Source organism: Chitinophaga sp. 22308, assembly GCF_052045305.1.
Lineage (GTDB): Bacteria > Bacteroidota > Bacteroidia > Chitinophagales > Chitinophagaceae > Chitinophaga > Chitinophaga varians_A.
The window spans coordinates 1,046,630-1,072,611 of sequence record NZ_JBQEOP010000001.1 but is presented as its reverse complement, the minus strand read 5'-3'; the positions used below and the strand labels follow the sequence as shown (position 1 = coordinate 1,072,611).

19 protein-coding genes are annotated in these 25,982 nt (G+C 50.7%); 5 read left to right on the top strand and 14 right to left on the bottom strand.

Features of this window, described 5'->3' with window-relative positions:
• Positions 1-19: 19 nt before the first annotated feature.
• Positions 20-1,435, bottom strand: a complete 1,416-nt coding sequence (locus tag ACTJJS_RS04385) for an alpha/beta hydrolase family protein (RefSeq protein ID WP_440662580.1) — start codon at positions 1,433-1,435, stop codon at positions 20-22.
• 191 nt (positions 1,436-1,626) lie between these two features.
• Between ACTJJS_RS04385 and ACTJJS_RS04380 the strand changes: the two genes are divergently transcribed.
• The 4 genes from ACTJJS_RS04380 (at position 1,627) to ACTJJS_RS04365 (ending at position 5,599) form a co-directional block, all read left to right on the top strand.
• A complete protein-coding gene (locus tag ACTJJS_RS04380) occupies positions 1,627-2,682 on the top strand; it encodes a sensor histidine kinase (RefSeq protein WP_440662579.1) in 1,056 nt (351 codons plus the stop codon).
• On the top strand, positions 2,660-3,346 hold the full coding sequence (locus tag ACTJJS_RS04375; RefSeq protein ID WP_440662578.1) for a LytR/AlgR family response regulator transcription factor: 687 nt from the start codon (positions 2,660-2,662) through the stop codon (positions 3,344-3,346). The genes ACTJJS_RS04380 and ACTJJS_RS04375 overlap by 23 nt, the downstream gene beginning before the upstream one ends.
• Before the next feature lie 78 nt (positions 3,347-3,424).
• The gene (locus tag ACTJJS_RS04370) at positions 3,425-4,378 is read left to right on the top strand and encodes a HEAT repeat domain-containing protein (RefSeq protein WP_168869076.1); all 954 of its coding nucleotides are present in this window, start codon (positions 3,425-3,427) and stop codon (positions 4,376-4,378) included.
• A 483-nt stretch (positions 4,379-4,861) separates the two neighbouring features.
• Positions 4,862-5,599: a M57 family metalloprotease gene (locus tag ACTJJS_RS04365; RefSeq protein WP_440662577.1), complete on the top strand. Its 738-nt coding sequence runs from the start codon at positions 4,862-4,864 to the stop codon at positions 5,597-5,599.
• A 226-nt stretch (positions 5,600-5,825) separates the two neighbouring features.
• On the opposite strand, the gene ACTJJS_RS04360 is transcribed toward ACTJJS_RS04365, so the two are convergent.
• The 11 genes from ACTJJS_RS04360 to ACTJJS_RS04310 all read right to left on the bottom strand — a co-directional run bounded on the left by ACTJJS_RS04360 (position 5,826) and on the right by ACTJJS_RS04310 (position 23,704).
• A complete protein-coding gene (locus ACTJJS_RS04360) occupies positions 5,826-8,003 on the bottom strand; it encodes an IPT/TIG domain-containing protein (protein ID WP_440662576.1) in 2,178 nt (725 codons plus the stop codon).
• Positions 8,004-8,028: 25 nt separating this feature from the next.
• Positions 8,029-11,289: a TonB-dependent receptor gene (locus ACTJJS_RS04355; RefSeq protein WP_440662575.1), complete on the bottom strand. Its 3,261-nt coding sequence runs from the start codon at positions 11,287-11,289 to the stop codon at positions 8,029-8,031.
• Between the two features lie 24 nt (positions 11,290-11,313).
• On the bottom strand, positions 11,314-12,291 hold the full coding sequence (locus tag ACTJJS_RS04350) for a fasciclin domain-containing protein (protein WP_440662574.1): 978 nt from the start codon (positions 12,289-12,291) through the stop codon (positions 11,314-11,316).
• Positions 12,292-12,315: 24 nt separating this feature from the next.
• The gene (locus tag ACTJJS_RS04345; protein WP_440662573.1) at positions 12,316-13,485 is read right to left on the bottom strand and encodes a fasciclin domain-containing protein; all 1,170 of its coding nucleotides are present in this window, start codon (positions 13,483-13,485) and stop codon (positions 12,316-12,318) included.
• Between the two features lie 8 nt (positions 13,486-13,493).
• A complete protein-coding gene (locus ACTJJS_RS04340) occupies positions 13,494-14,522 on the bottom strand; it encodes a fasciclin domain-containing protein (RefSeq protein ID WP_440662572.1) in 1,029 nt (342 codons plus the stop codon).
• A gap of 7 nt (positions 14,523-14,529) precedes the next feature.
• Complete coding sequence (locus tag ACTJJS_RS04335; protein WP_440662571.1) at positions 14,530-15,693, bottom strand: hypothetical protein; 1,164 nt, start codon at positions 15,691-15,693, stop codon at positions 14,530-14,532.
• 6 nt (positions 15,694-15,699) lie between these two features.
• On the bottom strand, positions 15,700-17,424 hold the full coding sequence (locus tag ACTJJS_RS04330; RefSeq protein ID WP_440662570.1) for a DUF4397 domain-containing protein: 1,725 nt from the start codon (positions 17,422-17,424) through the stop codon (positions 15,700-15,702).
• Between the two features lie 25 nt (positions 17,425-17,449).
• Entirely contained in the window at positions 17,450-20,887 is a 3,438-nt protein-coding gene (locus ACTJJS_RS04325; protein ID WP_440662569.1) for a TonB-dependent receptor domain-containing protein, read from the bottom strand.
• A gap of 222 nt (positions 20,888-21,109) precedes the next feature.
• Positions 21,110-22,087 carry a FecR family protein gene (locus ACTJJS_RS04320; protein WP_440662568.1) on the bottom strand — a complete coding sequence of 326 codons (978 nt, stop codon included), beginning with the start codon at positions 22,085-22,087 and terminating at the stop codon, positions 21,110-21,112.
• Positions 22,088-22,182: 95 nt separating this feature from the next.
• Complete coding sequence (locus ACTJJS_RS04315) at positions 22,183-22,767, bottom strand: RNA polymerase sigma factor (protein ID WP_168869086.1); 585 nt, start codon at positions 22,765-22,767, stop codon at positions 22,183-22,185.
• Positions 22,768-22,861: 94 nt separating this feature from the next.
• On the bottom strand, positions 22,862-23,704 hold the full coding sequence (locus tag ACTJJS_RS04310; RefSeq protein ID WP_343744878.1) for a polysaccharide deacetylase family protein: 843 nt from the start codon (positions 23,702-23,704) through the stop codon (positions 22,862-22,864).
• Positions 23,705-23,897: 193 nt separating this feature from the next.
• Between ACTJJS_RS04310 and ACTJJS_RS04305 the strand changes: the two genes are divergently transcribed.
• Positions 23,898-24,824 (top strand): 1-phosphofructokinase family hexose kinase, encoded by a 927-nt coding sequence (locus ACTJJS_RS04305; protein ID WP_440662567.1) that lies wholly within the window; start codon positions 23,898-23,900, stop codon positions 24,822-24,824.
• A gap of 6 nt (positions 24,825-24,830) precedes the next feature.
• Here the strand turns inward: ACTJJS_RS04305 and ACTJJS_RS04300 are convergent, their stop codons facing one another.
• Together ACTJJS_RS04300 and ACTJJS_RS04295 are read right to left on the bottom strand one after the other, a co-directional pair.
• Positions 24,831-25,262 carry a carboxymuconolactone decarboxylase family protein gene (locus ACTJJS_RS04300; protein ID WP_211092516.1) on the bottom strand — a complete coding sequence of 144 codons (432 nt, stop codon included), beginning with the start codon at positions 25,260-25,262 and terminating at the stop codon, positions 24,831-24,833.
• Between the two features lie 82 nt (positions 25,263-25,344).
• Entirely contained in the window at positions 25,345-25,920 is a 576-nt protein-coding gene (locus ACTJJS_RS04295; RefSeq protein ID WP_343744880.1) for a Crp/Fnr family transcriptional regulator, read from the bottom strand.
• Positions 25,921-25,982 lie beyond the last annotated feature (62 nt).

Genomic DNA, 25,982 nt, shown 5'->3' with positions numbered 1-25,982 from the left:
TGATAATGGCCGCTATTAATTAATATACCCTTTGTTTGATCCATTTTGCCATATAAGCCAATACGTCCGGCGCGATAGTTTGCTCGATGTCCGGATACTCCGCAGGAAGCCCTGTGTTAGCATTTTGAAACAAATGGTTTTTCCCGGGGAATAATTTAATGGTGACCTGTTTGTTACCACCCTCACGCAAAGCTTTTTCAATGCGCGGCAGCTGGGCAGGCAGCACCTGCACGTCTTTACTGCCATTAATAGCCAGCACCGGACATTTCACTTTCCGCAAAATCGCTGACTGGTCACGAAAAAAGTCGGCACGCCTGGGGCCCGACAAAAAAGGATAAAATTCTTCCGCATGCAGGGGTTGTGTTAATTCCATGATTTCCCGGTCGCGGGCAGAGAGCCGGGCCACTTCTGCGTCAAACGGCAGCAATGCCGCTGCCAGCTTTATTTTGGCGATGCTGTCGCTCGGTTCTGCTGCAATGACTTCCAGCACTTTGTCCATCAGCCTCACGTTTACTTTAATAGCCTCAGCACTGGCACCACTCCCTTTGCCAACGGCCATGATGGATTCATTATAGGCCGTGATCATATCCGAAGCGCTGCCAGCCATCAACACAGCGTAAGCTATATCCGGCGAAGCGGCGGCAATAGGCGCTATTTCTCCGCCAAGGCTATGCCCGATCAGCCCGACGGCACGGGGATTCAGTTCTTTTCTGGATTGCAGGTAATGTACCCCTGCCAGTGCATCGTCTGCCAGGTCCTCATTGGTAGCGGATTCATAATCACCGGTGCTTTTACCGACGCCGCGGTCGTCTACCCGCAGCACCGCTATACCGGCCCGGGTAAGGTAATCCGCCAGCACCAGGAATACCTTGTGGGTGAATACTGTTTCGTTGCGGTCACTTGGACCGGAGCCGGAAATAAGTACCGCCGCCGGGAAAGGCCCCTTTCCTGGCGGCAGGCTGAGCGTGCCCACCAGCGAAACGCCGGCTTTACGGTTAACAAACGTCACTTCCTCTTCCCGGTATGGCAACGGCGGAACAGGTTCCTGTGGCCTTCTCAGCGCAGCGGAAGGCAAGGCGTCCCGCCTTTTCAGCTCGAATGGAAATTTGCGTTTGTCTTTCATGAGAAAAAAACCAGAGAGGGTGCTGTCGTTGATCAACAGGCCTTCGTAGTGCGTGCTCATCGCCGGAATATCCATTGTCAGCTGTCCCCCTATGGCCATAAGGTTCTCCGTTTCGATATTAAAAACTTTCTGGTTGATGATATGCATGCGTGACCGCAGCTGTCCTGCGCTGTCAGCAGCAATTTCGAAGGCCACCTCCGGAGGCTCCATCCCGGTAAGGTTTACCGTACCTACCCAGATACCCCTGAAGTTCTGTGCGTTGATGGAAAATGTTGCCGTCAGTAACAACAGCGATGTAAAAAAACGTTTCATGTGTTGTGATTTACAGCAAACTTAGTCCTGTATCCAACGGCGGCCACAGCTAATACACGAATAACGCCCACGGCTATCTGTATATACCGGTTAACACTGTCTACGCATTTCAAATAAAAAAAACACCGGTTCATCAACTCTTTTTCCCCATACACGGGAATAGCTTTACATTCATCCGTAAATCACGGTACTTGAAAAGAAAACGCATTGAAGTTATTATCCACCTGCTCATCTGGACCTGCGCCTATCTGCTCTTTGCCTTCGTTGCCGACACCATTGGTGTTTTCAGCAGCAGGGAGCATACGCTTTTTTATCCGCTGACAGTGGGCACGCTGATCAATGCCGCCATGTTTTATACTGCGTCGCTGATCATCATCCCCCGGGGTGCTGCGCTGAAAAAAAAGAAACAGCTGGCACTGCAACTGCTGCTGCTTTATATCGGCACCACCACACTGAAGTCTGTCATCGATTTCCTCTTTTTCGACAGTATTGTATCTACACAAAAAGAGTCATTCGAAGAACAAATCCTGATCAACGCCGTTTTCGACCTTATCCTGCTGAGCCTGGCCATGGGCTATGGTTTCACTCGCACCTGGCTAAAAAAGGAAGCGCAGCAGCAGGTGATACAGCAGGAAAAACTGAAAGCGGAACTGAATTTTCTGAAGGCGCAGGTCAACCCTCATTTTCTTTTCAACACGCTCAATACCGCCTATGCCAGCGCCACGCTGTATGGCGATGCCCGTACTGCCGGTATTATCGACAAGCTCAGCTATCTGATCAGGTATATGTTGTATGAAAGCAATGAGGAACAGGTACTGCTGGAACAAGAGATCACCTACATTGAAGATTATATTGAATTACAGCAATTCAGGATCTCTGATGAGATCCGGGCGGATATCCGGTTTTACCACCAGGCAGACAGCCATCACCAGATAGCCCCGCTGTTATTGCTCCCCTTTGTGGAGAACGCCTTCAAACACGGTATCAGACTGGGTGAGCTGTCTTACATCGACATACAACTGCTGGTGGTGGACAATAAGTTGTCTTTCTCCGTAAAAAACAGCGCAGGGGGAACGCCGGCAACAGCCATCCCGCAGGTGGGCGGCGTGGGGCTGGCCAATGTAAAAAAGCGGCTCGCGTTACTATATCCTTCCGGGCACCAGCTGCACATCAACAATAACGATCATCATTTTGACATCCTGCTTGAAATAAATTTAAACAGCCATGAAATGTATAGTGGTGGATGACGAGCCTTTAGCCCTGGCATTGACGCAACGTTACATAGAACAAACACCCCGGCTGCAGTTGGCCGGCAGTTTCACCAATCCGTTTAAAGCCATGGAGTACCTGTTGCGGGAAGAGGTACACCTCCTATTCCTCGACATCAATATGCCGGGGCTGTCCGGCATGCACCTGCTGGCCTCTCTGCCGGTGCAGCCCATGGTGGTGTTTACCACCGCCTATGCGGCATTTGGGGCGGAAAGTTATGAATACAATGCCGTTGATTACCTGCTGAAGCCCATCAACTATCCCCGTTTCCTGAGAGCCGTCAATAAAGCTGTTGCCGCAGCCGGCAACAAATCAGGCAATACGCCCGCGGAAGAAGAGGTCGTGATCAAAAGCGGCTCACAGTGGCACCGCGTCCGGACAAACAACATCCTGTATATTGAAGCTGCCGGTAACTACATGCAATTCCATACGACAGAAAAAAAGCTGATGGCGCTGATGAACATGAACGAGCTGATGAAACTGTTGCCCCCGCAGCATTTTGTCCGCATACACAAGTCATACGTTATTTCCCTCCGGCATATTACGATGTATGAAAAAAACATGGTGATGCTTCATAAGGTGTCATTACCGATAGGGCTTACCTACCGGCAGCAGTTCCTGGAGCGGTTAAAGCGGAAATAACCACGCATGAACATTGGCCTGTAACATCCTAGCGGACAATTGCTTATATTTAGCCCTTCATTAATTCTTTCATCCGCCATGGACCAATATCTGACTGAACTGATCGACCGTATGAATGACACCAGCGACTGGCCTCCGCCGCCGGGCGTAAGCAGCAGCACCACCATTTCATGGGCTGCGCTGAGAGAAGCGGAAAAACTCAACAATACCGCCCATATTCCCCAGTTGATCACTTTCATCAACACGGAGAAAGATGCGCGGCGACGCAAGAGCGCCTACTTTACGCTCGCGCATATCGCAGAAAATACCGACAACCGGGAAGCGATGGAGTTTCTTATCTCCCGGGTAACAAAAGAAAAAGACAAATATATTCAATCGAATATACTGGACCACCTCGCAGATCTGGAAAAGCCGGCAGGCACCGATCTTACGCCCCTGGTCCAGGCGGTGAAAAGTAGTTCGTGGCAGGTCAGCCAAAGTGCTATCAAAGCGCTGTCCCGTTCCGCGGAGAAAACGGCTGAGGAAGCCCTGCTGGAAGTTATCAGCACCAGTAAAAATGAATACGCCCTGATATATGCCAACATCGCCCTGGCCACATCAGGGTCGCCTGCCAGTCTGCCTTATCTCGTGAAATTGCTGGAACACAAAAAGCAGGATGTCTCCGGCACCGCACTGAGCGCCATTCTGAAATTAGGCGATGCGTCCTATCTCGACCTTTTCCGCGAACAACTGGAAAACGGCAAAAACAAGTTCACCGCCCTGCACGGCGTCATTAAATACGGTGACGAAAAGGTGGTGCCTGATCTTATCAGGCGGGTAAAACAACTGGTGGCCAAACAACGGGCCATAGAGGCGATCAGCACCGATGGTAAAACAGAAATCATCTTTGCGCTTGAATTCCTGGTGCAGCATGTTGCCGGTAACCCCGAGATAAAAAAGCTCTACGAACTGCTGACAGGAAAAAAGAACGCACTGCTCTGGGACCGTGAAAAGAATTGGCTACAAACGTTCCGCCATCATTTTATTGTTTAGAGATTCTGTTGTTTTAGTTATTTGAAGAATGCAAGGCATTCTTCAAATAACTAAAACAATTATCATTATGGTAAAACGTTTTTCGTTCAAAAAAAATTCTTTTTTTGAATTGTTTATTATATTATTGCTGACTAGAAACCAAAATCTGTACACAAAAGCACGGCACACGCTTCAAGCACGACGAGCACAACGAAAACCTGATCAAACCCGTTTGACAAAGTGATTTTTCTAAACCGTTATTAATTTCAACAATATTCACAAATACTAAATCTGTCTGCACGATAGGAATGCCACGCATTTGCTTTATACCCGGAAAGCTATGCTGTCATTGCTTTACAAACAAATAAAATCCGTCAGCGCACATACAACCAGTCTGAATCACAAAACATTCCGGTAGTGAAGCGAAATAGCCATATTTCCGCTACTGTACATGTTATCCTGTATATTTTGATCGTCCCCCTCAATCACCAAATTAAATTAGCCATGAAAAAAACCCTTCAAACACTCGCCTTTACTGTACTGTCAGCATTACTATTGGCATCCTGTAGCAAAAATGCTGATGTACCTGTAGTCCAGGAAAAAAAAGATAACGCAGACAAAGTGATGTCTTACATTCAACGCCTGGGCTTTTCCAAAAGCGACATCGTTGATAACGGCGACGCATATATCGTCGATGGAGACATCCGCTTCCCCAAAGACATGGTAGTCCCTGATGGCAAAGCTTCCACCGAGCAACAATGGACAGGCAGCAAACTGACCGCAGCCAACGCATTGAATGTTCGTATCAAAGTAGATGCCAGCATGACTTCCATGATGGCGGAAATCAATTCTGCCATTGACCAGTGGAACAATATTGGTGGCGACATTGCTTTACACCTCAGCATCGTTACCGGTACGTCCTACGACATATTGATCAAGGACACCAACCTTGGCGCAGGCATCTGCGGACAGGGCACCTTCCCTTCCAATGGTCAGGCAGGTAACCTCATCCAGATCAACAAGTCATATATTGCAGGCAACAGCTTTGCACAACGTCAACGTACTATTACGCATGAAATAGGACATAATATTTCCATCATGCACACCAATCAAACCGGTGGTGTGCAAATCCCCGGCACACCTGTTACTGACGCACTTTCGCTGATGAATGCAGGACAGTGTAATTCCGGCGCTACTGTATTGTCTAACTATGACAAGATAGCCGCACGGTGGTTATACTAAAAACATGTCCACCATCATTCGGTAACTTGTCTGAAGAAGACAATCAACCTTATTAGCTCCACATTCTGTACGATCAGAATATAACAGGTGTCCGCTCCGGCAAGCCGGAGCGGATTTTCATGTTAATCCCGATAAAAATTCACGGCATGATGATCGCAGAAAACCAGCAATAAAAAAGGTCCGTTGCCTGAAGACAAACGGACCCTTCTTTATGATCGGGCTATTATCAGCGCAAGGTTATTTTCCTGATCTGCCCCAGGAAATCTTCCACGAAGTAGATATTTCCCTGCCGGTCTACCGCCATAGACCCCGCCGATGCCGGCGAGATAAGCGCTTCCTGTAAAGTACCATTCTTATTGCCGGTATGCCACGGCTCATAAGTGCCGCCCGAACCGGTGACCGTACCAATGGTGCCATCTGCCGGTGATATGCTTCTAATAGACGCATTATTGCCATCTATCACATAAATCAATCCGCTTACAGGATCATACACCAACGTACCTGGTCCGTCCAGCTTGCCCACGCCACGCGGACCATCCACGTAACCTGACTGGAAGAAGGTGCCCGCAAACAATCCGACCTCGGTGGTAACACTATTGTAGCGGTACACCGCACCGCCATCGGTGTTGGACCAGAACACGGACCCGTTCACGTAAGTGAACTGCGAAGAGAAACCACCTCTGGACAGCTGTTTGATCTGGGAGCCATCGGCAGAAATGCGGTAGGTGCCGTTGTATTCAGACCCTATATACACATTGCCTGACGGATCGACTGTAATATAGCGCGGTGGATTTTCGATACCGGAGTAGAAGGTCGTCACCACTCCTGCCTGCGTGATTTTTCTGACACTGTTGTTCCAGCCATCGGCCACATACAGGTTGTCGTTTGCATCAAAAGCAAGACCACAGATACCGTTAAAACGTGCAGCGCCGCCGGTGCCGTTGGCATTTCCGGAGTTATCATCGCCCGCGAACAGCGTACCACCGGAGCCGTCCGGGTTGATCCTGTAAATTTTTGTATTGGCGCTCAGGTATACATACCCTTTGCTGTCGATGGCCATGCCCCGTTGGTTGGCCACCACCATGGCGCCTTGATAGAACAGGCTGACGCCCGCCCTGCGAAACAGCGGCCCTGTGGCCGACAGGCTGCCGGTAGTGATCTGCAAGGCGCCGGTAGTGATACCGGTAGGTATCGTAGCGGTCAACACGGTATCGGTGGCCGTATTGATTGTCAGCGCCAGGCCATTAATGGTAACATGGTTATTGGCCGCCACAGGGTCAAAGCCGGTACCCCTGATCCTGATCACGGTGCCAGCCAACCCGTTGTCAGGCAACAGCTCCGCTACCCCTAACGCCTGTACGGTATAACGCGGGCCATTTACCTCCTGGCCGTTTACCACTACTTTAAGCGTACCGGACGTGGTGCCGGGAGGAACAGTGACCACCAGCTGGCCCTTCATGGCACTTAATATATGCGTTGCCGTGCCATTGATAAATACGGAATCTTCGTCGGTGATATCGCTGAACTCATCTCCCATGATGGTAACAGTGCTGCCAACCGGGCCACTGAGCGGCGCTACCGTCTTGACAGAAGGCGGCGGCACCTGCGTAAATACAGGACCAGTGGTTTTCTGCCCGTTCATGGTCAGCGACACCGGACCGGTTTTTACATTGGCCGGCGCTATCACCACCAGTGACGTGGCGGTGGCACTGACCACGGTGGCCACAGCTCCGTTGAAGGAAACCTGATTATTGGCAACAACCGGATCAAAACCGGAACCTGTCAGCGTTACCTGCGTACCAGCGCCGCCTTTCACAGGTTTGATCTGCGCAATGGACTGATAGTTGAATGCCGGACCAGTGGCATGTGTACCGTTCACTTTCACTTCTATCGCGCCGGCACCGGCATCTGCAGGCACTATCACGACCAGCAGGGTATCGTTGGAATTCGCAATAATGGCTGCATGTCCGTTGATGGTCACTTCAGCCGGGCCGTCGGTCGCGGTGAAACCGGCGCCTGAAATATATACGTTCGTACCGGCCGGACCATTGGCAGGTGTAATACCGTGAATACTCAATGCCTGATAGGTATAGGTACCGCCTTGTATGGTGCGGTCGCCGCTCTTAACTGTTATGGGGCCGGTAGTGCCTTTGTCCGGGGCCTGTACCACCAGCACGGAATCGTTGGCGCTGACTACCCGGGCGGCAGTCCCATTGAAAGCTACTTCATTGGACTCCAGCGTACGGCTAAAACCCGTTCCGCGTATAGTCACCACCGTACCGGGGTTACCACTGCCCGGCATAAAGCCGGAAACCGTCAGCGGCGTCTCTACCTCCTTATGGTCTTTTTTGCAGGCAGCCAGCATGAGCATGGCGCCTGCTAAAAAATATATAAATTGTTTCATCACTTTTTAATTTGATATCGATTACCTAAAATGAATACCTCATTCCCAGCTGCAACTGGTAGCGGGAATTAAAGAAATCAACCGCATAAGGTTTTCCCGGATCTGAAAACATGTACACCGGATAATTCTCTTTGCTCTGCCGGCCGGGATAAAAAGGTGTCAATCCCACACTGGCTGTTGAGTTGAAAGTATTAGGCGAGAAATATGACCTGCCCCAGTCTTTGTTCAGCAGATTGGTGAGGTTCATCACGTCCAGTGTAAAGGTGAGGAAGCTGCTGCCCGGACGGCCAGAGAAATGATACTCCTGCCCGAAGTGGAAGTCGGCCTGTGTGTTCCAGGGCGTACGGCCAGCATTCCTTTCAGTGAAATTATCGCGACGGCTACGCAGGTATGCGTTGCCATCCACATAGCGGTTAAAGGCTTCTGCCTGGGCCGCTGCTGTTACCGCATTACCCGCCGCATCTGTATAATCCTGGAAATAACGGACCGCCTCTGTAGCCTGTGGAATATACACCAGGCTTACCTGCTGCGGCAACCCCTGGATGCTGTTGTTCACGATACCGTAGGTGAACGGAGAACCGGACTGCGCGCTGACAAACAATGAGAAGCTGCTGACCCATTTTTTGTCCCACGCCTTGCGGTAGTCTACATGCACAACAATGCGGTGACGGATATCGAAATTGGAATACGCAAGGCCGGGATTGTTGGGGTTCAGCGCCTGGTTCAGCTGCCAGTTGCTCTCCATAGAGTTACGAATGCCATTGGCCACGTCTTTTGATTCACCGTAGGTATAAGACAGCCCTGCATTTAATCCGAATGCATAATTCCTGTTGATGCTGCCGGTGAGACTGTAGCGGTAGCCTTTATTGGTATTGCTTAATTCATACGCATTGGCGAAGCGGGGATCTATGCTGCCGCCAAATACAGGCTGCGACTGATTTACATCATACCCGTAATAACGCGGGTCATCTTTAATATTCACCTGTTTGAACATCACATCTTTCAGGCTCCTGGTATAGATACCCTCTATGGTGAACTTATAGCCTGATACCGTAGTATAGTCAGCGGCGAGACTGGTACGCAGCACTTTCGGCATCACAAAGTTATTGTCCACCACGTCCACCTGCGTTTTACCGGTGTTTTTATTGTTCAGCACAGCGCCATTTTGTTCAATGAACCCGCCGATGCCGTTGTTACCGCCTTTCAGCGGATCGGAACCTTTTACGAATGCCTGCTGGTCAGCTTTCTGATCGAATGCGCCGTACGTGTCGCCATTATTGTAATAGGCATAGGCCAGCCAGGCGAGCGGAATCCTGCCGGTGAACATACCGATTCCACCTCGTAGAATCAGGCGCTGATTGCCCATCCAGTCGTAACGGAAGCCCAGGCGTGGAGAGATCTGTACCCTGTTAAGATAATGGTTGGTGATCCGGTTCAGTGGCGTGTAGTAGTAAGTAGTGCCGAGGAAACCGTCCTGGATGGCGGTTTGGGTTTTGTCGCTCAACGTTGGTTTTTCCGGCAACAACGTATAGTCGGCCCTGATACCCGGCGTAATTTTCAGTTTGTCTGTCAGCTGAATTTCGTCCTGTGCATAGGCGCTCAACATGTCCAGGTTAAAGGACTGCGGGTGGTCCATAATATAGGCCCTGCTGTTGTCTGTATAGTTATAGCTACCCCTTACGCGCCATGGATTGTTTTGGAGATAATCATCTATGCTGAGATAATCCACACGGCCGTTCCAGCTGTTCACAAAGCCATAGTTGATATGATATAGTTCATTGTGCGTACCAAAGAGGAAGGTGTGTTTTCCTTTGTAGAGGGTCACGTTATCAGTGATTTCCCAGGTGCGCTGCCGCATGTTAAAAATAGCCGCTTCCCTGTCTGTGCCCAGATAGATGGTAGTGCCTGGCGTGCGGCCCATGATCTGTACCTGCGGCAATGCAGGATCGGACTGCGGATCACGTTTATCCTTCACCGATGTAAAACCAACGATAAGGCTGTTGGCCAGCTGAGGACTGAAGCGGGATTTCAGTTCCGCCACAGTGGACGTCTGGTTGTTGGTTTGTTTGTAAGCCATACTGGTGAAGCGGAAATCGGCCTGGTCCCGGTCCATCATCATGGCTTCAGAAAGGATGGTATTGTTGCGGACAGACAGCTGATGTTTATCGTTGATGTTCCAGTCAAGGCGATTAAAGAATTTATGGGAATTGCTTTTAGCGCTGAAAGCGCCGCCGGTGCCGGGATCAAAGGCATTTCCGTAGCGCTGCAGCGTGGCATTGCGGATATCCTGCTCGTCTTTTGCAGAGAGTATCTGCGCCGTTTCAGGCTGTCCTGCCAGCAGTTGCACGGGATCGCGGCGGCCGGTAAATTCTTCATTGGTAAAAAAGAACAGTTTGTCTTTGATGATAGGAAAGCCCAGCCGTATACCGGTCTGATAATCGTAGAAGTCGCTGTTCATTTTGCCGAGGGTGCCGGCTTTGTCTTTGCCGGTGATAGCGGCATTACGGCCAAAAGCATATACGGAACCGGTGAAGGTGTTGCTACCACTACGGGTCACCGCGTTGATACTGCCGCCGGTGAAGTTGCCGATCTTCACATCGAATGGCGCGAGGTATACCTGCATATCCTCTATGGCGTCCATGGACACCGGATTGGTATGGGTGCTGGCGCCGGGCATGCCGGAAGTACCGGTGATGCCACCGGTAGAAGGACTGAATCCTATCGCATCATTGTTGATGGCGCCATCGAGGGTGACGTTGTTGTAACGGAAGTTCGTACCGCCGAAGGAATTGTCTTTCGATGCCTGTGGCACCACTCGCGTCATATCCTGTATGCTGCGATTGATCGTCGGCATATTTTTCAGCTGCGCGCTGCTGATGTTCTGTCCCGCACCGTAGGTGCTGGCTTTGGCCACTTTGTTTCCTTTCACCACTACTTCCGACAGCTGTTTCTGTTTATCTTCCAATATCAGCTCCAGCTGCAAAGGTTCTCCCAGTCTTACCTGCAAGCCATCTCTCGTTTGTGTGCCCATTCCCATCATGGATGCCTGCACTGTATAGGGGCCGCCAATCCGGAGGCCAGCCAGGTGGTAACGACCGTCATTACCGGCCACGGTACCATAACGTGTGCCCGTAGGCGTATGTATGGCCTGTACCGTTACACCGGGCACAGGCTGCCCCTTCCCGTCCAGCACGCGCCCGTCGAGCCGTCCGCTGGTTTCCTGCGCCTGCAGGTGCGTGGCAATAAGCACACACAGGAGGCTGAATAGTATATATAATTTTTTCATTTTCGGATCATTTTAAATAACGCATCAGAAGTTTTCCGTTAATACCTGATCGATAATATGCAACACCCCGTTGTTGGTCAGCACATTGGACTTCAGCACCTGAGCCGGTTGCCGGTTACCGGCTCCCTGGATGGTGATACTATAGTCGTTGCCGTTATTTTGCAGGTTAACGGTGGTGGCGCTGTTGTTGAGCATATTCTGCTGCGTCTGGTTGCTGTTGTCAGTTGTCAACACGTAGTCATATACGAAGCGGCGGGTGGCCAGCATATGGAACTGTAGCAGGTTGCGCAGCAATGCGGGATCGGTTTGCACAATGCTGTCGGTGGTAGGAAAACCGGCATTGATGAAAGCGTCGTTGCCGGGGGCGAATATGGTGAGCGGACCGTCGCCTTTCAGCAGATCTTTCAGGCCTGCGCGTTGCAGGGCGGCGTTGAAATAAGTCAGCGACGGCTCTGCGGCCACGGCGTCGCTCAGCTTATCCTGCACCAGCGGGTTCAGCACGGTATTAATCACCTGTATCAATCCGTTGCTGGCAGGCATATTGAGCGCTGTCACACGGGTGCCGTTCACCACGATAACGGTGTCTGTTCCGTGTACCCAATGGGTAACGTACAGTTGCGCGCCTGTAGCGGTGGTGACCGGCTGATTAAACCGGAAAGGCAGTTTGTCCAGCTGCCATTTTCCCGGCAGGGTATGATACTTTACCATGTTCATCAGCACTGCGCCTTTCTCCTTGGCCACGTCTGAAACAGTATTATAACCGGATTTTTGAAAAGCGTTATCATCCGGTATCAGCACGGTGTACGGGCCCTTCTCGCGGAAAGTGGGACCATAGTTGGTCACGGTTATGGCGGTATTGAAAAAAGAGAAATTGAACTTATTATCCTCGATCACGTACAGGATATTATTGTTGTCTTTATCAGGCCGGGACAGGTTATCGTCGTCCTTCTTACAGGAAAACAAAGCGGCTGTCATCAACCCAAACAATATATATTTCTTCATCTTGTTAAATATTTTTGATGAGCCTTATGGCATAAACAGACCATCGTCTATCACGTGAATCACCCCGTTACGGAAAAGCAGGTCGGTTGCTACCAGTTTGCGGGCAGGCAGGGATGAGCCGAGCTGCTTTACCATAATGCTTCCGGCATTATTGGCAAACGAAAGCCGGATAAACTGCGGCCCTTCGTGATAAGTAGATCCGGGCCTGATCTGGAAACCTGCCAACATGGCGTTGTCCGTCAGGTCGTTGAAAAACAGCACCAGCGGATAATTGGGCTTCATGGCAGCATTAAAATCCAGGTGATTGGCCGACAGCACGGAGTCCAATGACGTGGTGGGGCTCACGTAATACATGTTATCATTGTAGTAGGAATCCCCCACGTCATAAAGCAATGCCCTTTGCCGGAGATCAGCCACCGTATTAAACCCGGATTGCTGAAAAGCGCGGTTGGTAGGCGCAAACAGTGTGAACGATTTGTATTGCGCTGTTGTTTTCAGCAGGTCCGTCATCCGGGGCTGCTTCCACGACAACTGGTAAATACTGTCGCTGATACGAAAGGCTTCCATCAGGTAACTGAATTCAGGATTATTAAGCAGGTAATCGTACATGTCCTGCTCCGGTTTGTTCAGCACCGCGTCCAGCACGTAGATGGTACCGTTGATGGCTTCCAGCGGCTTCAGCGTGTAGGGTTTCCCGTTAATCATCAGTTTACCGTCATGATATCCCAGATACTGCGCGTAGATATAAGGGTCGTTGCTGTAGAAGCCCGGCAGGTCTGTGCGCCGCAGCAGCGAACGCATATTGTTGCTGCCGGTGAGTTTTTTCAATTGGTCGCCTGACAGCCAGCTGTCGAGTACATGGTAAAACAACAGGGTATCGAGGTCTTCAACCTGTATGTCCTTCACTTTGTCCGCCGTGATACCGGCTTTAGCGAAAGCGTCATCTGTCGGTGCCAGCAATGTATAGGCCTGCCAGGCTCCGTCAGCGATCACGGAATCCATATTCACCTTTTTCCAGATAGCCTTGTAAACAGTGAGGTTGGTGCTGTCCAGCAGTTCACGGATTTTGCGGGTAGGCCCGGCATACTCCAGGGGCTTGCCCACCGGTGTCACCTGTGCATCTTTTAACCGGCAGGCGGAGAGAAACAGCAGGAATAACGCAAACGTATATATGAAATATTTTCTCTTCATCATTTCCGGTTTTATTTGATTAAAAGGGAGTCCGGGTACAACAGGATGTTATTGATACGGTTCACCACTCCGTTGGTGGTCATGATATCCCGTCCTTTTGCACCATCCGCAATGTCTACACCGCCGGGGGTATGGTAGTTCCATTTGCCTCCCGGCGCATAGACGTTAAAACCACCGTAGGGGTTGGGATTAATGGAATATCCGTCTCCCAGGTCAATACGGGCGCTGGTGGCGCCGATAACCGTCATATCATTCATCAGGATATGATGTGGTTTTAACCCAAGCGTATATATGTTAAATGCCAGCGGCTTGTAACGTGCCAGGTCTATTTTGGCGATACTGTCGGGTGTCAGCTGAGAATTGCGAAAAGCGTCATTCACCGGTGCATATATGGTGAACGGGCCTTCTGACTTCAGGGCATCCCATTGGTTGGTTTTCTTCAGCAAAGCCACGAAAATGGACAGGGTGGTATCTGCTGCCAGCCATTCCTGCGTGTTTCGTTCGTTGTATTTGGGCACTCCTTTCAGTATATGTATGACCCCGTTTTTCATGCCCAGGTTACGTTTGCCCACATCATATACCAGGCTTCCGTTAAAGGCCGTGGGAAAGGCATCAGCGTTGGTGCCTATAACGCCCACGGAAATATAGGACGACATGCCGCCAAGGCAGGCGTAGCGGTTGTCCAGCTGCGTGGGGATAACGGACGTGTATAAACGGTCTTTGAGCATCAGGTTTTTCAGGGCGGTACGCAGACTGTCCCTGTTCATCCGGTCAAAGTCGTCCGGCTTTTTGATGCCGATATCGTTAAACGCTTTATTGTCCGGCGCCCATATGGTGAAAGGCCCATCTGTATTGAGACTGTCCAGCAGCCCTGTTTGCTGCAAAGCGGCAGACAACAGGCTCAGGTCGTAGTTATTGTGTATAAAGTCACCTATAGTGCGGATATCGGACGTGTGTTCGTCACCGGTAACGTCTATCTTTTTACAGGCCGTTACCCACAGCATCAACAGGGAAATATAAGCGATGAAGTATCTTTTCATGATTCGTTTATTTATAGACAGGCGGATCATAACGGCGCTGCAGCGTGGTGATGTACATATTGCCATTCACATATTCTACGGTGTTGACAGTAGCAAATGACCGCGGATTATAGATACCGGAGTAAACAGAGATGACCATGCCCGTACGCACATCACCACCGAGGTTGAACACGGCCGCCGGCGCTTCGGGACCTAGTGCAAAAGAGGTGTAGTTACCTTTGCTGTCATCTGACTGTTCGCCCTGGTCAGGCGGCGTACCAGGACTAAGGATATTGAACATCTGTCCGGACGTACCGGCATAAATATGGTTGGCGGTAGAATCCGGGAACAGCGGGAAGTTGCTGTAAGGATGCACTACAGGTTCCTGTGAGCGGGTCATGCCGGTCATGAAGGCATTCGTATATCCTTTGATCTTCTGCCGGTCTTTTGCATAGAGCGTATAGAAGATGTTCATGGTATCCCTGATACAGGTGTTTTTGCTGTTATCATCGAATACAAAGGTCTGCGCATACCCTTCTGAGCTCAGGTTGTAAAAGTTGGTGTACACCAGTGAATCCGACAACGGGATTTTGGCGAATATTTCCTTGCGGAGGTAGAGCCCTGTCTTCCTTGTGTATACAGATTTTTCCAGTATGTTCATCGTATAGATCTCGCCTTGTTCGAGGTTGACAGTAGTATCCACCAGTATGCCTTTTCTGGCGCTGGCTGGCAGGGAGTAGAACGGGTCGTTGCTGCGTGGCCGTGAGATGAACATAAACCGGTGGCTGCCGCTTTTCACCATGCCGTAGCCGGAGAGGTCGTAGCCGTTCACGATAGGGCCTACGGGTATTTTTGCCGTACCGGGAAATTCCTTCTGCCACAGGGCGGTATTGCCGGCATCGGGGTATGGTCTTGCCAGCGGGCCCCTGGTGGTCATAAAATCGAAGGTAACGTCTGCGTTGACAGGCATGCCGGAAGCATCCAGCACCGGGTCTATCAGCATGGTCAGGAAAGGTTGCGGAGCATCTTTGTTGTCGATAGTGACGTTATAGGTCAGACAGTTGAACACCCGGAGATAAGCGGGTGAACTGACATCCGGGAAATCCGTTTTACGGCAGCCTGCTGCCAGGATACAAACCAAAGCGATCAGTCCCCCTAAAAAATGAATCTTGTTTTTATATTCCTGCTTCATGGGCCATTATTGGTTATGTTTGATGATAATCATGCTGGCAGCGGCTTCGCCGGCATTCTTCGGATGCAGGCTACCTGTCAGCGCTACGGTATACACGCCTGTTTCATAAGCGGGCAGCAAGCCGGCATATAATTCCGGACGGGCAATAAAATCAGTACCGGACAGCTGCGGAATTTCCTGTATCCAGTCACCCGGCAGCACGCCTGGCTGGGAAGCATATACGCCCAGCTTTTTGATGCCCGTCAAAGGAGAGAAAAAGATATACGGCTGATCAGTGATGACCTGTCTCCTACTGATATGCTGGCTGCTGCTGCCTCTGAAGCTCAGGAAATCATTCAGCAGCGCGCCATTGGCGCCTGTGAAGGTCACTTCAGGGATATCAGTGGTAAGGTTCAGGAAACGTATCTTAAACGGCATGGAATAAGTATACTGGTCATTGCTGCCGTCATCGCCTTTGGGGTTGCTGCTGAGATAAAAGCTACCGCTGAGGTTATTGGCCACCAGCTTCATCGCCGGTTGACCATTCTCTCCCGGGTACACCCAGGCGGTATAGTTATCGCTGCCCTGTATGGTCAGGGACTGCTCGGCGAGTTTCTTACCGCTGGCATCTGTGAGCTGCACGGTATGTGTACCGTTGACCAGTGTTTTATATCCGGTAGCTTTGGAAAAAGCCATAGCACCTTCCTGCAGGGGCTTGCTGTCCACGCTGACAGAAACAGATACACCGGGCATGGCATTCACCGCCTGTAAACGGCCATAGGTGATATTTAACGCTTCTTTGTTGTCTGCAATGATACGATAGCTGTTGATACCTGCCGGAGAAGCAGAACTGCTGCCGGCATCGAGCGAGCTAAAGCTCATGCTGGCGCATACCATGATGGTATAAACACCACCGGGCTGAAATGTACGTATAGGCGCATACGTAAGGCGGGTATCTACTACGGGATTGTTACCGTTTGTCATGGTGCCTGTCGTTCTGTTAACAACGCTCAACAACTCATCAGCATTTACTCTCACGGCCGGCAGCAGTCTGCCGTCGTTGGTCATCACTTTAAACTGGTAAGTACCATAAGGCAGTTCTATATAATCTGAATATTTCCCGGTGGCGATGTTGTTGGTAGTGGCGCTTACTTTTGTCCCGTCTGCAAATACGAGTGACATATCTCCTTCAAGAGACGCTGCATCCGGTGCGGAGCTGAGGTTCAGCAGGCGTATTTTGAAATGTTCCGGGTTGGCCGGCGGGGATATGGAGCGAGGAATGGCAAACAGCGAGTCATCACCCAGTATATTGCTGCCCCCATGATCGCCATACAGCACATTGTAGAAATCGGTCGGGTTGTTCACATCCTCATGGATATCAAACTCCTTGGGATATATCAGTTCCTTATGACCGTATATCATGCTCCCGATTTTTATATGTGCGTTCCCGTTAGCGCCGATAAACCGCTGCGGAATGGTATAACTGCTGCCCATACGACCGTTCTGAAAATACAGTGTAGGCCGTGCGTCGAGAAAGTACCCTTCGATATTAGGCTGTACGAAACTGGTCAGTGGCGTATCATTGATGATCAGTTCTGTGGCAGTCCGTCCCATGTTCATCAGCCGCACGGTGGATGCTGTCAGCGGCGGCTGTTGTGGCAGTTCCCGGAACAGGTAGTCCGCTTTGTCTTTCTTGCAGGCCCATAGCCCTGCAAGAAGGAATGTCAGGAAAAAATATTTTACTGCTTGCATTATCTTCATTTTGCGGTCTTTCCCTTTAGAAAATATTATAATTCAATCCCAGCATAAATTCAGTGCCTCTGAAATAACTGCGACGGATATACATGTTACCGTAGTACTTCCCTCCGGTGCCGGGATTGGCATATACCTCTCTCCAGGCGGGGTTGAGAATGTTTTTGGCATATCCTTTCAGTTGTAACCTTTTGGTGAGATATTGACTGAAAACAAAATCCAGTACCGGTGCAGGCCTGCTGTACAGGTCGGGCTCACCGGTCAGATTGATCTGTATCAGCCGCTCACCTACTTCGTTGAACGTAAGGGTGAGGTCTGTGCGGGTGCGCGGGTTGTTATAGTTCAGATAAGCGTTGATGGAATAAGGCGCCTGTTCAAACAGCGGGCTGTTGGACGGGGAGCGGCGGTCCACGATCCTGGAATCGTTTAGCCGTTCAGGTGACTTTTTGATTTCACTCTGTGCCAGCAACAGGTTGGAACCGAGATTAAAGTTCCGAAGCGGATACCACCATCTGCCGAGGTTTTTCACTACTTCCAGCTCGATGCCATATACCTGTCCACGGTTAGGGTCATTCTCAAAGCGGATGGCCGGAAACTCAGGGAAACGGGCGTCCAGGCCGGCAGAGTTCTGGGTGTACACCTTCGTCAGCTGATGGTCTATCTGTTTGTAAAAGGCAGAAGCGGCGATCACTTCACCGGGATGAGGGAACCATTCCCAACGGAAATCGTAGTTGGTAGTGGACTGGTTCACCAGTTTGGGATTACCGACTACCAGTGCAAACTGGAAGGGATCGAACTCAAACACGTTGGTGATTTCACGCAGCTCCGGCCTTGCCAGCGTGGTGCTGTACCCTAAGCGGAAGTTCATGTTTTCCTGCAGGGTGTAGGTAAGGTTCAGGGAATAATAGGGCTTATAGTCTGTTTTGTAGACAGAGTAAGGTTGGGTAAATACCAGCTTCACGGTCTGCCCGTCTTTGTTGGGGGTGGTCAGTGCAGGGTCCAGGAAAACGCCGGCAGTGTCCACCGCCGTGCGGATATCGGTCAGCTCAAAACGGGCACCACCTGTTAACCGCAGGTTGTCCAGCAGGTGCAGGTCCAGCATACCATAGAAAGCGCGTGTTTCAAAGGAGCCTTTATAGTTATTGGGAGATTTCTGTGCGTTGTACAGGAACCCGCCAACAGCAGGCTGTCCTTCCCCGACAGGGCCGTTTGGTTGTTTGATGCCGATCTGATCGTAGCCTACGAGTCGATCGAGGTTGCCATGAACGGTATACAGCGCCTGGTTGCCGGTGGAAGAGAAGTTGGAGCCTGGCAATGAAAGCACGTTTTCCCTGAACTGACGGTCGCGGAAAAGGTAGTTGACGCCTGTTTTGAATTCCTGCCGTTTGCCCAGCAGGCGGAAAGGCAGCGTCAGATCGGCTTTGTAGTTATAGTTCGTTTCCTTCAGGCTGCGGTAACGACGGCCGTTGGGATCTGCCTGGATGATACCGTAGGGGCCATAGCCATTCACATAACCGGACACCAGTGAATAATATACAGGTGTGCCGGTAACACCGGTAGAATTAGGCAGGCTGCCAGGCACGCTGATAGCACCGCCGCCAACAGGCGTGTAAGCCGCGAGGTTCACAAAACGGTAATCCGGATCATCCTGGCTGGAAGTGGAGGTGGCGAAGTTGTAACTCAACCGGGGCGCGTATTCGCCCGCTGTCAGTTTATGTTCCCCCTGCAGGTTAAAGGTATTGAGGGTACGGTAGCTGCGCTTCAGCGAATACACGATATTGCTCACATCTCCTGATAAACCGGTGTACTCATAGGCGCCGTATAAATTGGTCGCCTGTACTTCCGCTCCCCTGCTGCCCATGTACTGCATACTGATTTCATGACGGGGATTAAAGCGGTAAGTGAGGCCTCCGAGAAATCCATAGTTGAGCGTGGAGGTACCGGTATTTTCCTTGTAGGAGATATACTTCCCCAGGTTGATGTTATTAGGTGTGATATAATTAGGGATGATACGGGTGCTGTTCACCTGGTTATTACCAGTAAGTACGCCCTGGTAGATGCTCCACTGGGTGAGGTCTCCGCCGTGGATGTCTGTCGCCCGCTGATAGTAGTTGACACCAGCGATCACGCCCAGTTTGTGTTTGCGAAAAACGTTAAAGCTGTTGCCGTAGGTCACGGAGTAAAGCTGGTTCATTTTCGCTGTTGTATAACGGGTAGTGAGCACCGGGTCGAAGCCGTGCATAATATTGTTGATGCGGTTCACTTCCTGCTTCAGCTGCGGGTCGTTGCCGCTGTTGGCGATCATGGACTGCACCTGTGAAAATCCACCGGGGTATTGACTACCGAGTGCAATGAAGTCTTTAGACAGGCCTGCCTGCTTCACTTTCTGGCCCAGGAAACCGGGCTCTGCATTGTTGAAGCTGTTGATGCTGCCTCCCAGTCCGATATTGGAATTGAAGCCAGTCTGCGCGACAACGCTGAGCACCGCCGTATCCGGCACAGAGCGGGTTTTCAGTTCGATGATGCCCGCAGCGGCATCGGCCGGTTTGTCTGGAGTATAGGTTTTATAGATGGTGATATTATCGAGCAGGGCTGCCGGCACGAGGTCCAGCGGGATAGCGCTGCGGTCCGGGTCAGAAGAGGCGAGGCGTACGCCGTTGAGCTGTCCGATCACGCTTCTGTCGCCCAGACCGCGGATAGCCACATATTTATCGTCAGTGATGGTAACACCGGACACCCGTTGTAAAGCCTGGGTGGTGGTGATGCTGGCCGTTCTTTCGATGTTGGCCGCAGAGATGGCGTCCTGCACGATGGCGGAGGCTTTTCTTTCTGCGAGGACGGAAGCTTCCGTATTGGTTTTACGGCGGGCCTGTACCTGTACTTCATTCAGCTGGGTACGGGAAGGTTTCATCGCGATCTGCAGGGAGGTGGTGCCTGCTGCTACTTTCAGTTCCTGTTGCTGGTAACCGATATAGGAGATCACCAGTACAGCACCTTCTTCCGGGATGCTGATGCTGAAATGGCCGGAGCCGTCAGTGATAACGCCGCCGCTCTGGCCTTTGATGCGGATACCTACGCCCGGCAGGGGCGTGCCGTTGTTTTTATCCGTTACGGTACCTTTCACCGGCGGAGGAATGGCGCTCAGGGGCACGATCGTGATTTTATTGTCGCTATACACCTGTGCCGCCAATCCGGCCGGGGCAAGCAATTTGTCCAGGATCTCCAGCAGTGGCGCATCGTCGGCATGGATAGACACCCGTTGCGCATTATCCACTTTTTCATCGTTGAAGTAGATCCGGATACCGGACCTGGCAGACAGCTGTTCCAGTGCTGTCCGGAGCGGCGTTTTCCTGAAATCGGCCGAGAGGCGTATCCGTTCCACGGACTGCCCTTTGGTGCTCACACTGGCCATCAGGTTTGTTGTAACAATGGAAGCCACCATTACATAAAAGGAGATACGCATAACCCATTTAAAATAAGCGCAGGGTTTCCCCAGGAAAAAATTCATACTTTTACCTTGTTAATTAGTTAATCCTTCGGGTTAGTTAATGACAGCGACGCGATGATGCGGTTTCTCAGGCCTGGTATCATCAGCATCGCACCTTAAACCGGGTACGCTTGCGTGATCCGGTTTTTTCTTTGCCGCGTTATGTAAATCTTTCTTCCATGCTATGGATTTTAATGATCAGGAAATATGTATAATACCGTTTGCCTGCCGGCTGAAGTGCAGGCCATATACTTTACTTAATATTTTCAGGATATCGTTGAGTGATTGGGAATGATCAAAAATGCCGCTGATCTCCATATTTTTCAGCTGTGTCTTTTTAAAGGCGAACGTCACGCCATAGCGGCTTTGAAGAGATATCACCACTTCCGACAGGAAGTCTTTTTCAAAGGTAAGGCTTCCTTCTTTCCAGGACATTTTCGTTTGTGCGTGTACGGTCCTTACCTGTTGGGTGCCGGCATCTTCATTGATGCGCAGCTCCTGGTCGGCGGTGAGGTATGCGATACGGCTGCTGTCAGCCGATTTAAACACGGCCACCTTTCCGGAGGCTACGGTCACCTTGTATATTTGTGGTGCCGCATGTGCGTGGATACTGAAAGCGGTGCCCAGTACTTTGGTCCTGTAGCCGCCACTTTCGATAATAAAAGGATGTCCGGGATCAGGATGGATGTCGAAATATGCTTCTCCCTGAAGATATACCGTGCGGTCATCAGCAAATGCTTCCGGGTACCGCAGGTGGCTGTTGGCATTGAGCCATACCACAGAACTGTCTGTCAGCGTGATTTTGGTCATCTGTCCGCCTTGTGTGCGCAGGTCCAGCATTTTGGCGAGCGGCTTGCGTGTTTTCACGGCCGACTGGTACCACCAGCCACCGCCGGCCACCAGCGCGGCTGAAATAACGGAAGCGGCAATACGCCACCGTACCACGCGTGAGCTACGGCGAACAGTCAGCGTTTCTTCCTGCGGCGCGGCCATATCCAGCTGTACCTGCACGGCCTCAAAAATGCGCTGTCCCAGTTCACGGCGATTAACGTCCTGGTCTTTACCGGGCATATGCAGCTGTTCAAACCAGCTATTAAGCCAGATGGTTTCTTCCGGTGTGGCTTTTCCGTTGAGATAATTATCTATAAGCCTGTTTAATTCATTCCTGTCCTGCATGGAAGTAGTAATTACAACGCCGGCTGATGGCCGGTGTCAATCATACTTACCGCAAGTGAGGACTTACACCTACGCAGTGCTGCGTTAAATTAATGTTACCTGCGGATAGACAAGAGGACCAACAGCGCGATATAGTCTTTCAGGTTCACCCGCATTATGCGGAGTGCTTTTACGAGGTGGTTGTTGACAGTTTTGGGGGAGATGTTCAGCATTTCAGCGATCTGCTGTGTATTGAAGCCCTGTATACGGCTCATGGTAAACACTTCCCGGCATTTGTCGGGAAGTTCATTGATCCTTTGCTGTACGGCGGCATTCAGCTCATTAAAAGATAATTGTTCTGTCGTGTTATGGGTAATCTCCTGCAGGGGGGCATGTTGCAGGTATTTGTGGTGGGACAACTGTTTACGGTAGGTGTTGAGGATCCTGTTTTTGGCAACGCCATATAACCAGGCGCCCACAGGCTTTCCGGGGTCCAGCGCTTCGCGCTGTATCCACAGGGCCACAAACACTTCCTGGGTGATCTCTTCCGCCAATGTTTTCTCGCCCAGCTTGTAATAAGCGAGGTCGTACTGCTTCTCCCAATAGAAATCATACAGCGCGCGGAAAGCTTTTTCATCGCCCTGACGCAGCCTTTCTACCAGCAGCCCTTCATCCGGAAGTCCTTCCTTTTCAATAGCCATATGTCAAAAGTAATCAGCAGCCGGTAAGATCGCATATAAAATAATTGTTAAGACATTGTTTCCTTTATCAGTGGCACCTGCGGCGGAAGAGGGACTATTCCCTCACCGCCGTTTTATCCTGTAATATCATTTTCGCAATATCATCTTTACGTTTGAAGCTCACGCCCTTGTGGTCTTGTATATAACGGATGATGTCATGTGCGGCTTTCACCATCTGCGGGGTACCGCCGATGCGGTCATGAAAACTGATGGACATTTGTCTGCGGCGTTGCGCACTTTCCAGGTACAGCTGGTCGAACTCCATCTTCACCTGTTCAACAAACTGGCCGGCAGAGAAATTTTTCCCTTCTATCAACAGGATATCATTGCAGCGCAGGGTGTAGGGCACTACGGCAAAATCTTTCCGGTTGACCTGTATCACAAAAGGTTCATCTCTGCTCAGGTCATCAATATGATAAATAAAACCCAGTTCCTGTAATATCTTCAGGGTATTTTCTCCTCTCCGTAACCAGTTGGCGTTATATCCTACGGGCATTACGCCCGTTACCTGTTTCACGGCGTCTGCACCGTCTTTGATAAACTTCTTCTCTTCCTCATAAGAAAGGTTGTACTGCGAACTCCAGTTCATCCCATGCGCTGCTGCTTCATGGCCGCGGCGAACGATCTCCTTCGCCAGTTCCGGATGATTGAGCACTGCTGTGCCCACCATGTGGGAAGTCACTTTAATGCCCAGTTTGTCCCAGTTGTCCAGCATTCTGGGAATACCTTCCTTGTAGCCGTACTGGTACCAGGTAGCGGCGGGCAGGTCACGGAAGCCTTGCTGCATATTTTGCGGGAAAGGGCTTTCTGCATTGTCCGGCTGGCCGCCGGCTTCAAACTGCATGGACACGGAGACCACCAGCCGGGAACCATCGGCCCAGTGAGTAGGATTATTCATGATTTTTGTTTTTGGGCTGTCAGAAAAAAGTTGCGTAAAGGGTAAAACGCTGAGTGCGCCGGCGGCGCTGGTCTGTTTGATAAATGTTCTGCGATTGCTCATACAATTGAACTGTTTGACTACACAAATGTCGTCCGCTAAAAACGCATAAATTTGTACATCTGTTTGAAAATTCAGTAAAAGTTAAGGACGTATGAAACGAATCGTCACTATCACCTTTAATCCGGCGCTGGACAAAAGCACCGTTGTACCGGCGCTGCTGCCGGATAAGAAACTGAAATGTTCTGTACCGATCTTCCAACCGGGAGGAGGCGGTGTTAATGTAGCAAGGGCGATCGTAAAACTGGGAGGGACGGCCACAGCGGTATACCTGGCAGGCGGGCATACCGGGGCATTCTTTCATGACCTGCTGGAAGCGGAGCTGGTGGCATCTATCAGGATACCGATTGCCGGTATCACCCGGGAGAACCTTATCCTATACAATAACTCCACTAAAGAACAGTTTCTGCTGGATATGCCGGGGCCGCAGGTAACGCAGGAGGAATGGCAGCATTTCCACTTACGCCTCGAGGCGCTCACCCGGGATGCCGCATTTGTGGTGGCGAGCGGCAGTCTGCCACCCGGCGTGCCTGCCAATGCCTTCAGTGTGGCAGGGCGTATCGCGCAACAAAACGGCGCTGCCTTTGTGGTAGACACATCAGGAGAACCCCTGAAGCTGGCTGCCAATAGCGGCGTGTATTTTCTGAAACCCAATCTGGGAGAACTGGCTGCTTTGACAGGTAAAGAAAAGCTGACAGGGGAAGAGGTCGTGCATGCAGCACAACAGGTGCTTGATCAGGAAGGGTGTGAGTTCCTCGTAGTATCCCTGGGCGCAGCGGGTGCTATGCTGGTAGACAGAAAAAAGGTGCATCGCATACAGGCCCCTGTTGTAAAGCGGCTGAGCACCGTAGGTGCCGGCGACAGCATGGTGGCTGGTATTGTCACCAAACTGGCGGCCGGCGAAGATATATTACAGGCAGTAAAATACGGTGTGGCTTGCGGCACTGCCGCTACGATGCATCCCGGTACCACGCTCTGCAAACAGGAAGATGCAGATGTGTTGTTCCGTAGCATGGGCTAAACCGCCTTAACTATTGACCTTCACCACTTCCATACGTGTGCTCACCCCTACCCTCGTTAAAGCATTAATAGAGATGATCGCCATGATCAGATAGGAGATGTAGGTCTCATCAAAATACTGCAAGGCCAGTTGATACGTTTCATCGCTCAGTCCATGCCGGTGGACCAGCGTGATTTCTTCCGTCATGGCCAGCACCACTTTTTCTTCGTCCGTAAAGAGGCCGGCTTCCCGCCAGCCGCTCAGCACAAACAGCCGCTGGCTGCTTTCTCCGTGCTGTAACGCCGTACGGTTGTGTATGTCCATACAATAGGTGCAACCATTGATTTGCGCTGTGCGTATATCGATCAGGTCTTTGTGGGATTCTTTCAGCGGGCTGTGTGCCAGGAAAGTATCCATGGCGAGAATGGCTTTATATCCTTCCGGGATTAATCTTTTCATATGGAGACGTTGACTCATGGCTGTTATTTTTTTAGTACAGCACAAAACTACAACGCCGGCTACCGGAAAAACTTAAGCTGGATTAAGAAATACGTCTGGCCCTTAGTTCGCTGAGATATTCGGGGGTGAGGCCCAGGTAGGAAGCCAACAGGTGCTGCGGCACCCGTTGCACGAACTCCGGGAAATTACGGCTGAAATGAAGATAGAGCTGTTCCTTGGAATAATCTCCCAGGTAGCGGGTGCGGTACTGTGCAGCAGCATGCGCTTTCTGATGTACCAGCCGGAAATAACGTTCCATCTTGGGATGAAGCGCCAGCATTGTTTCACGGTTGGCGACACTGATGGCCAGCACTTCGGATTTTTCCACAGCCTGTATATAGAATTCAGAAGGTGTTTGCAATTGCAGCGAAGTATAGTCCGCCATCCACCAGTTTTCAATAGCAAACTGGATTGTTTTTTCCACGCCTTTGTTATTGACAAAAAACAACCGCAGGCAGCCTTTCTCTACAAAATAGTCATACTTGCAGACTTTGCCTTCTTCCAGCAGGTTGACCTTCTTGGCCAATGCAACTTTTTCAAAATAAGAGAGGATGGAAGTCAGGTCTTCATCACTGACATCCACAAACTTACGGATGTGTTGTTGTAATACGGTGGACATGGTATGTCAAAAATACCACAAAAAACGCCAAAAGCATTATCTTCCGGCAGGCCACTGCAAAG

What these genes read in the sequence shown, in the direction of transcription:
- ACTJJS_RS04385 (WP_440662580.1), bottom strand. Translation starts at nt 1,435, where the DNA reads ATGAAACGTTTTTTTACATCGCTGTTGTTACTGACGGCAACATTTTCC.
- ACTJJS_RS04375 (WP_440662578.1), top strand. Translation starts at nt 2,660, where the DNA reads ATGAAATGTATAGTGGTGGATGACGAGCCTTTAGCCCTGGCATTGACG.
- ACTJJS_RS04370 (WP_168869076.1), top strand. Translation starts at nt 3,425, where the DNA reads ATGGACCAATATCTGACTGAACTGATCGACCGTATGAATGACACCAGC.
- ACTJJS_RS04365 (WP_440662577.1), top strand. Translation starts at nt 4,862, where the DNA reads ATGAAAAAAACCCTTCAAACACTCGCCTTTACTGTACTGTCAGCATTA.
- ACTJJS_RS04360 (WP_440662576.1), bottom strand. Translation starts at nt 8,003, where the DNA reads ATGAAACAATTTATATATTTTTTAGCAGGCGCCATGCTCATGCTGGCT.
- ACTJJS_RS04355 (WP_440662575.1), bottom strand. Translation starts at nt 11,289, where the DNA reads ATGAAAAAATTATATATACTATTCAGCCTCCTGTGTGTGCTTATTGCC.
- ACTJJS_RS04350 (WP_440662574.1), bottom strand. Translation starts at nt 12,291, where the DNA reads ATGAAGAAATATATATTGTTTGGGTTGATGACAGCCGCTTTGTTTTCC.
- ACTJJS_RS04345 (WP_440662573.1), bottom strand. Translation starts at nt 13,485, where the DNA reads ATGATGAAGAGAAAATATTTCATATATACGTTTGCGTTATTCCTGCTG.
- ACTJJS_RS04340 (WP_440662572.1), bottom strand. Translation starts at nt 14,522, where the DNA reads ATGAAAAGATACTTCATCGCTTATATTTCCCTGTTGATGCTGTGGGTA.
- ACTJJS_RS04335 (WP_440662571.1), bottom strand. Translation starts at nt 15,693, where the DNA reads ATGAAGCAGGAATATAAAAACAAGATTCATTTTTTAGGGGGACTGATC.
- ACTJJS_RS04330 (WP_440662570.1), bottom strand. Translation starts at nt 17,424, where the DNA reads ATGCAAGCAGTAAAATATTTTTTCCTGACATTCCTTCTTGCAGGGCTA.
- ACTJJS_RS04325 (WP_440662569.1), bottom strand. Translation starts at nt 20,887, where the DNA reads ATGCGTATCTCCTTTTATGTAATGGTGGCTTCCATTGTTACAACAAAC.
- ACTJJS_RS04320 (WP_440662568.1), bottom strand. Translation starts at nt 22,087, where the DNA reads ATGCAGGACAGGAATGAATTAAACAGGCTTATAGATAATTATCTCAAC.
- ACTJJS_RS04315 (WP_168869086.1), bottom strand. Translation starts at nt 22,767, where the DNA reads ATGGCTATTGAAAAGGAAGGACTTCCGGATGAAGGGCTGCTGGTAGAA.
- ACTJJS_RS04310 (WP_343744878.1), bottom strand. Translation starts at nt 23,704, where the DNA reads ATGAATAATCCTACTCACTGGGCCGATGGTTCCCGGCTGGTGGTCTCC.
- ACTJJS_RS04305 (WP_440662567.1), top strand. Translation starts at nt 23,898, where the DNA reads ATGAAACGAATCGTCACTATCACCTTTAATCCGGCGCTGGACAAAAGC.
- ACTJJS_RS04300 (WP_211092516.1), bottom strand. Translation starts at nt 25,262, where the DNA reads ATGAAAAGATTAATCCCGGAAGGATATAAAGCCATTCTCGCCATGGAT.
- ACTJJS_RS04295 (WP_343744880.1), bottom strand. Translation starts at nt 25,920, where the DNA reads ATGTCCACCGTATTACAACAACACATCCGTAAGTTTGTGGATGTCAGT.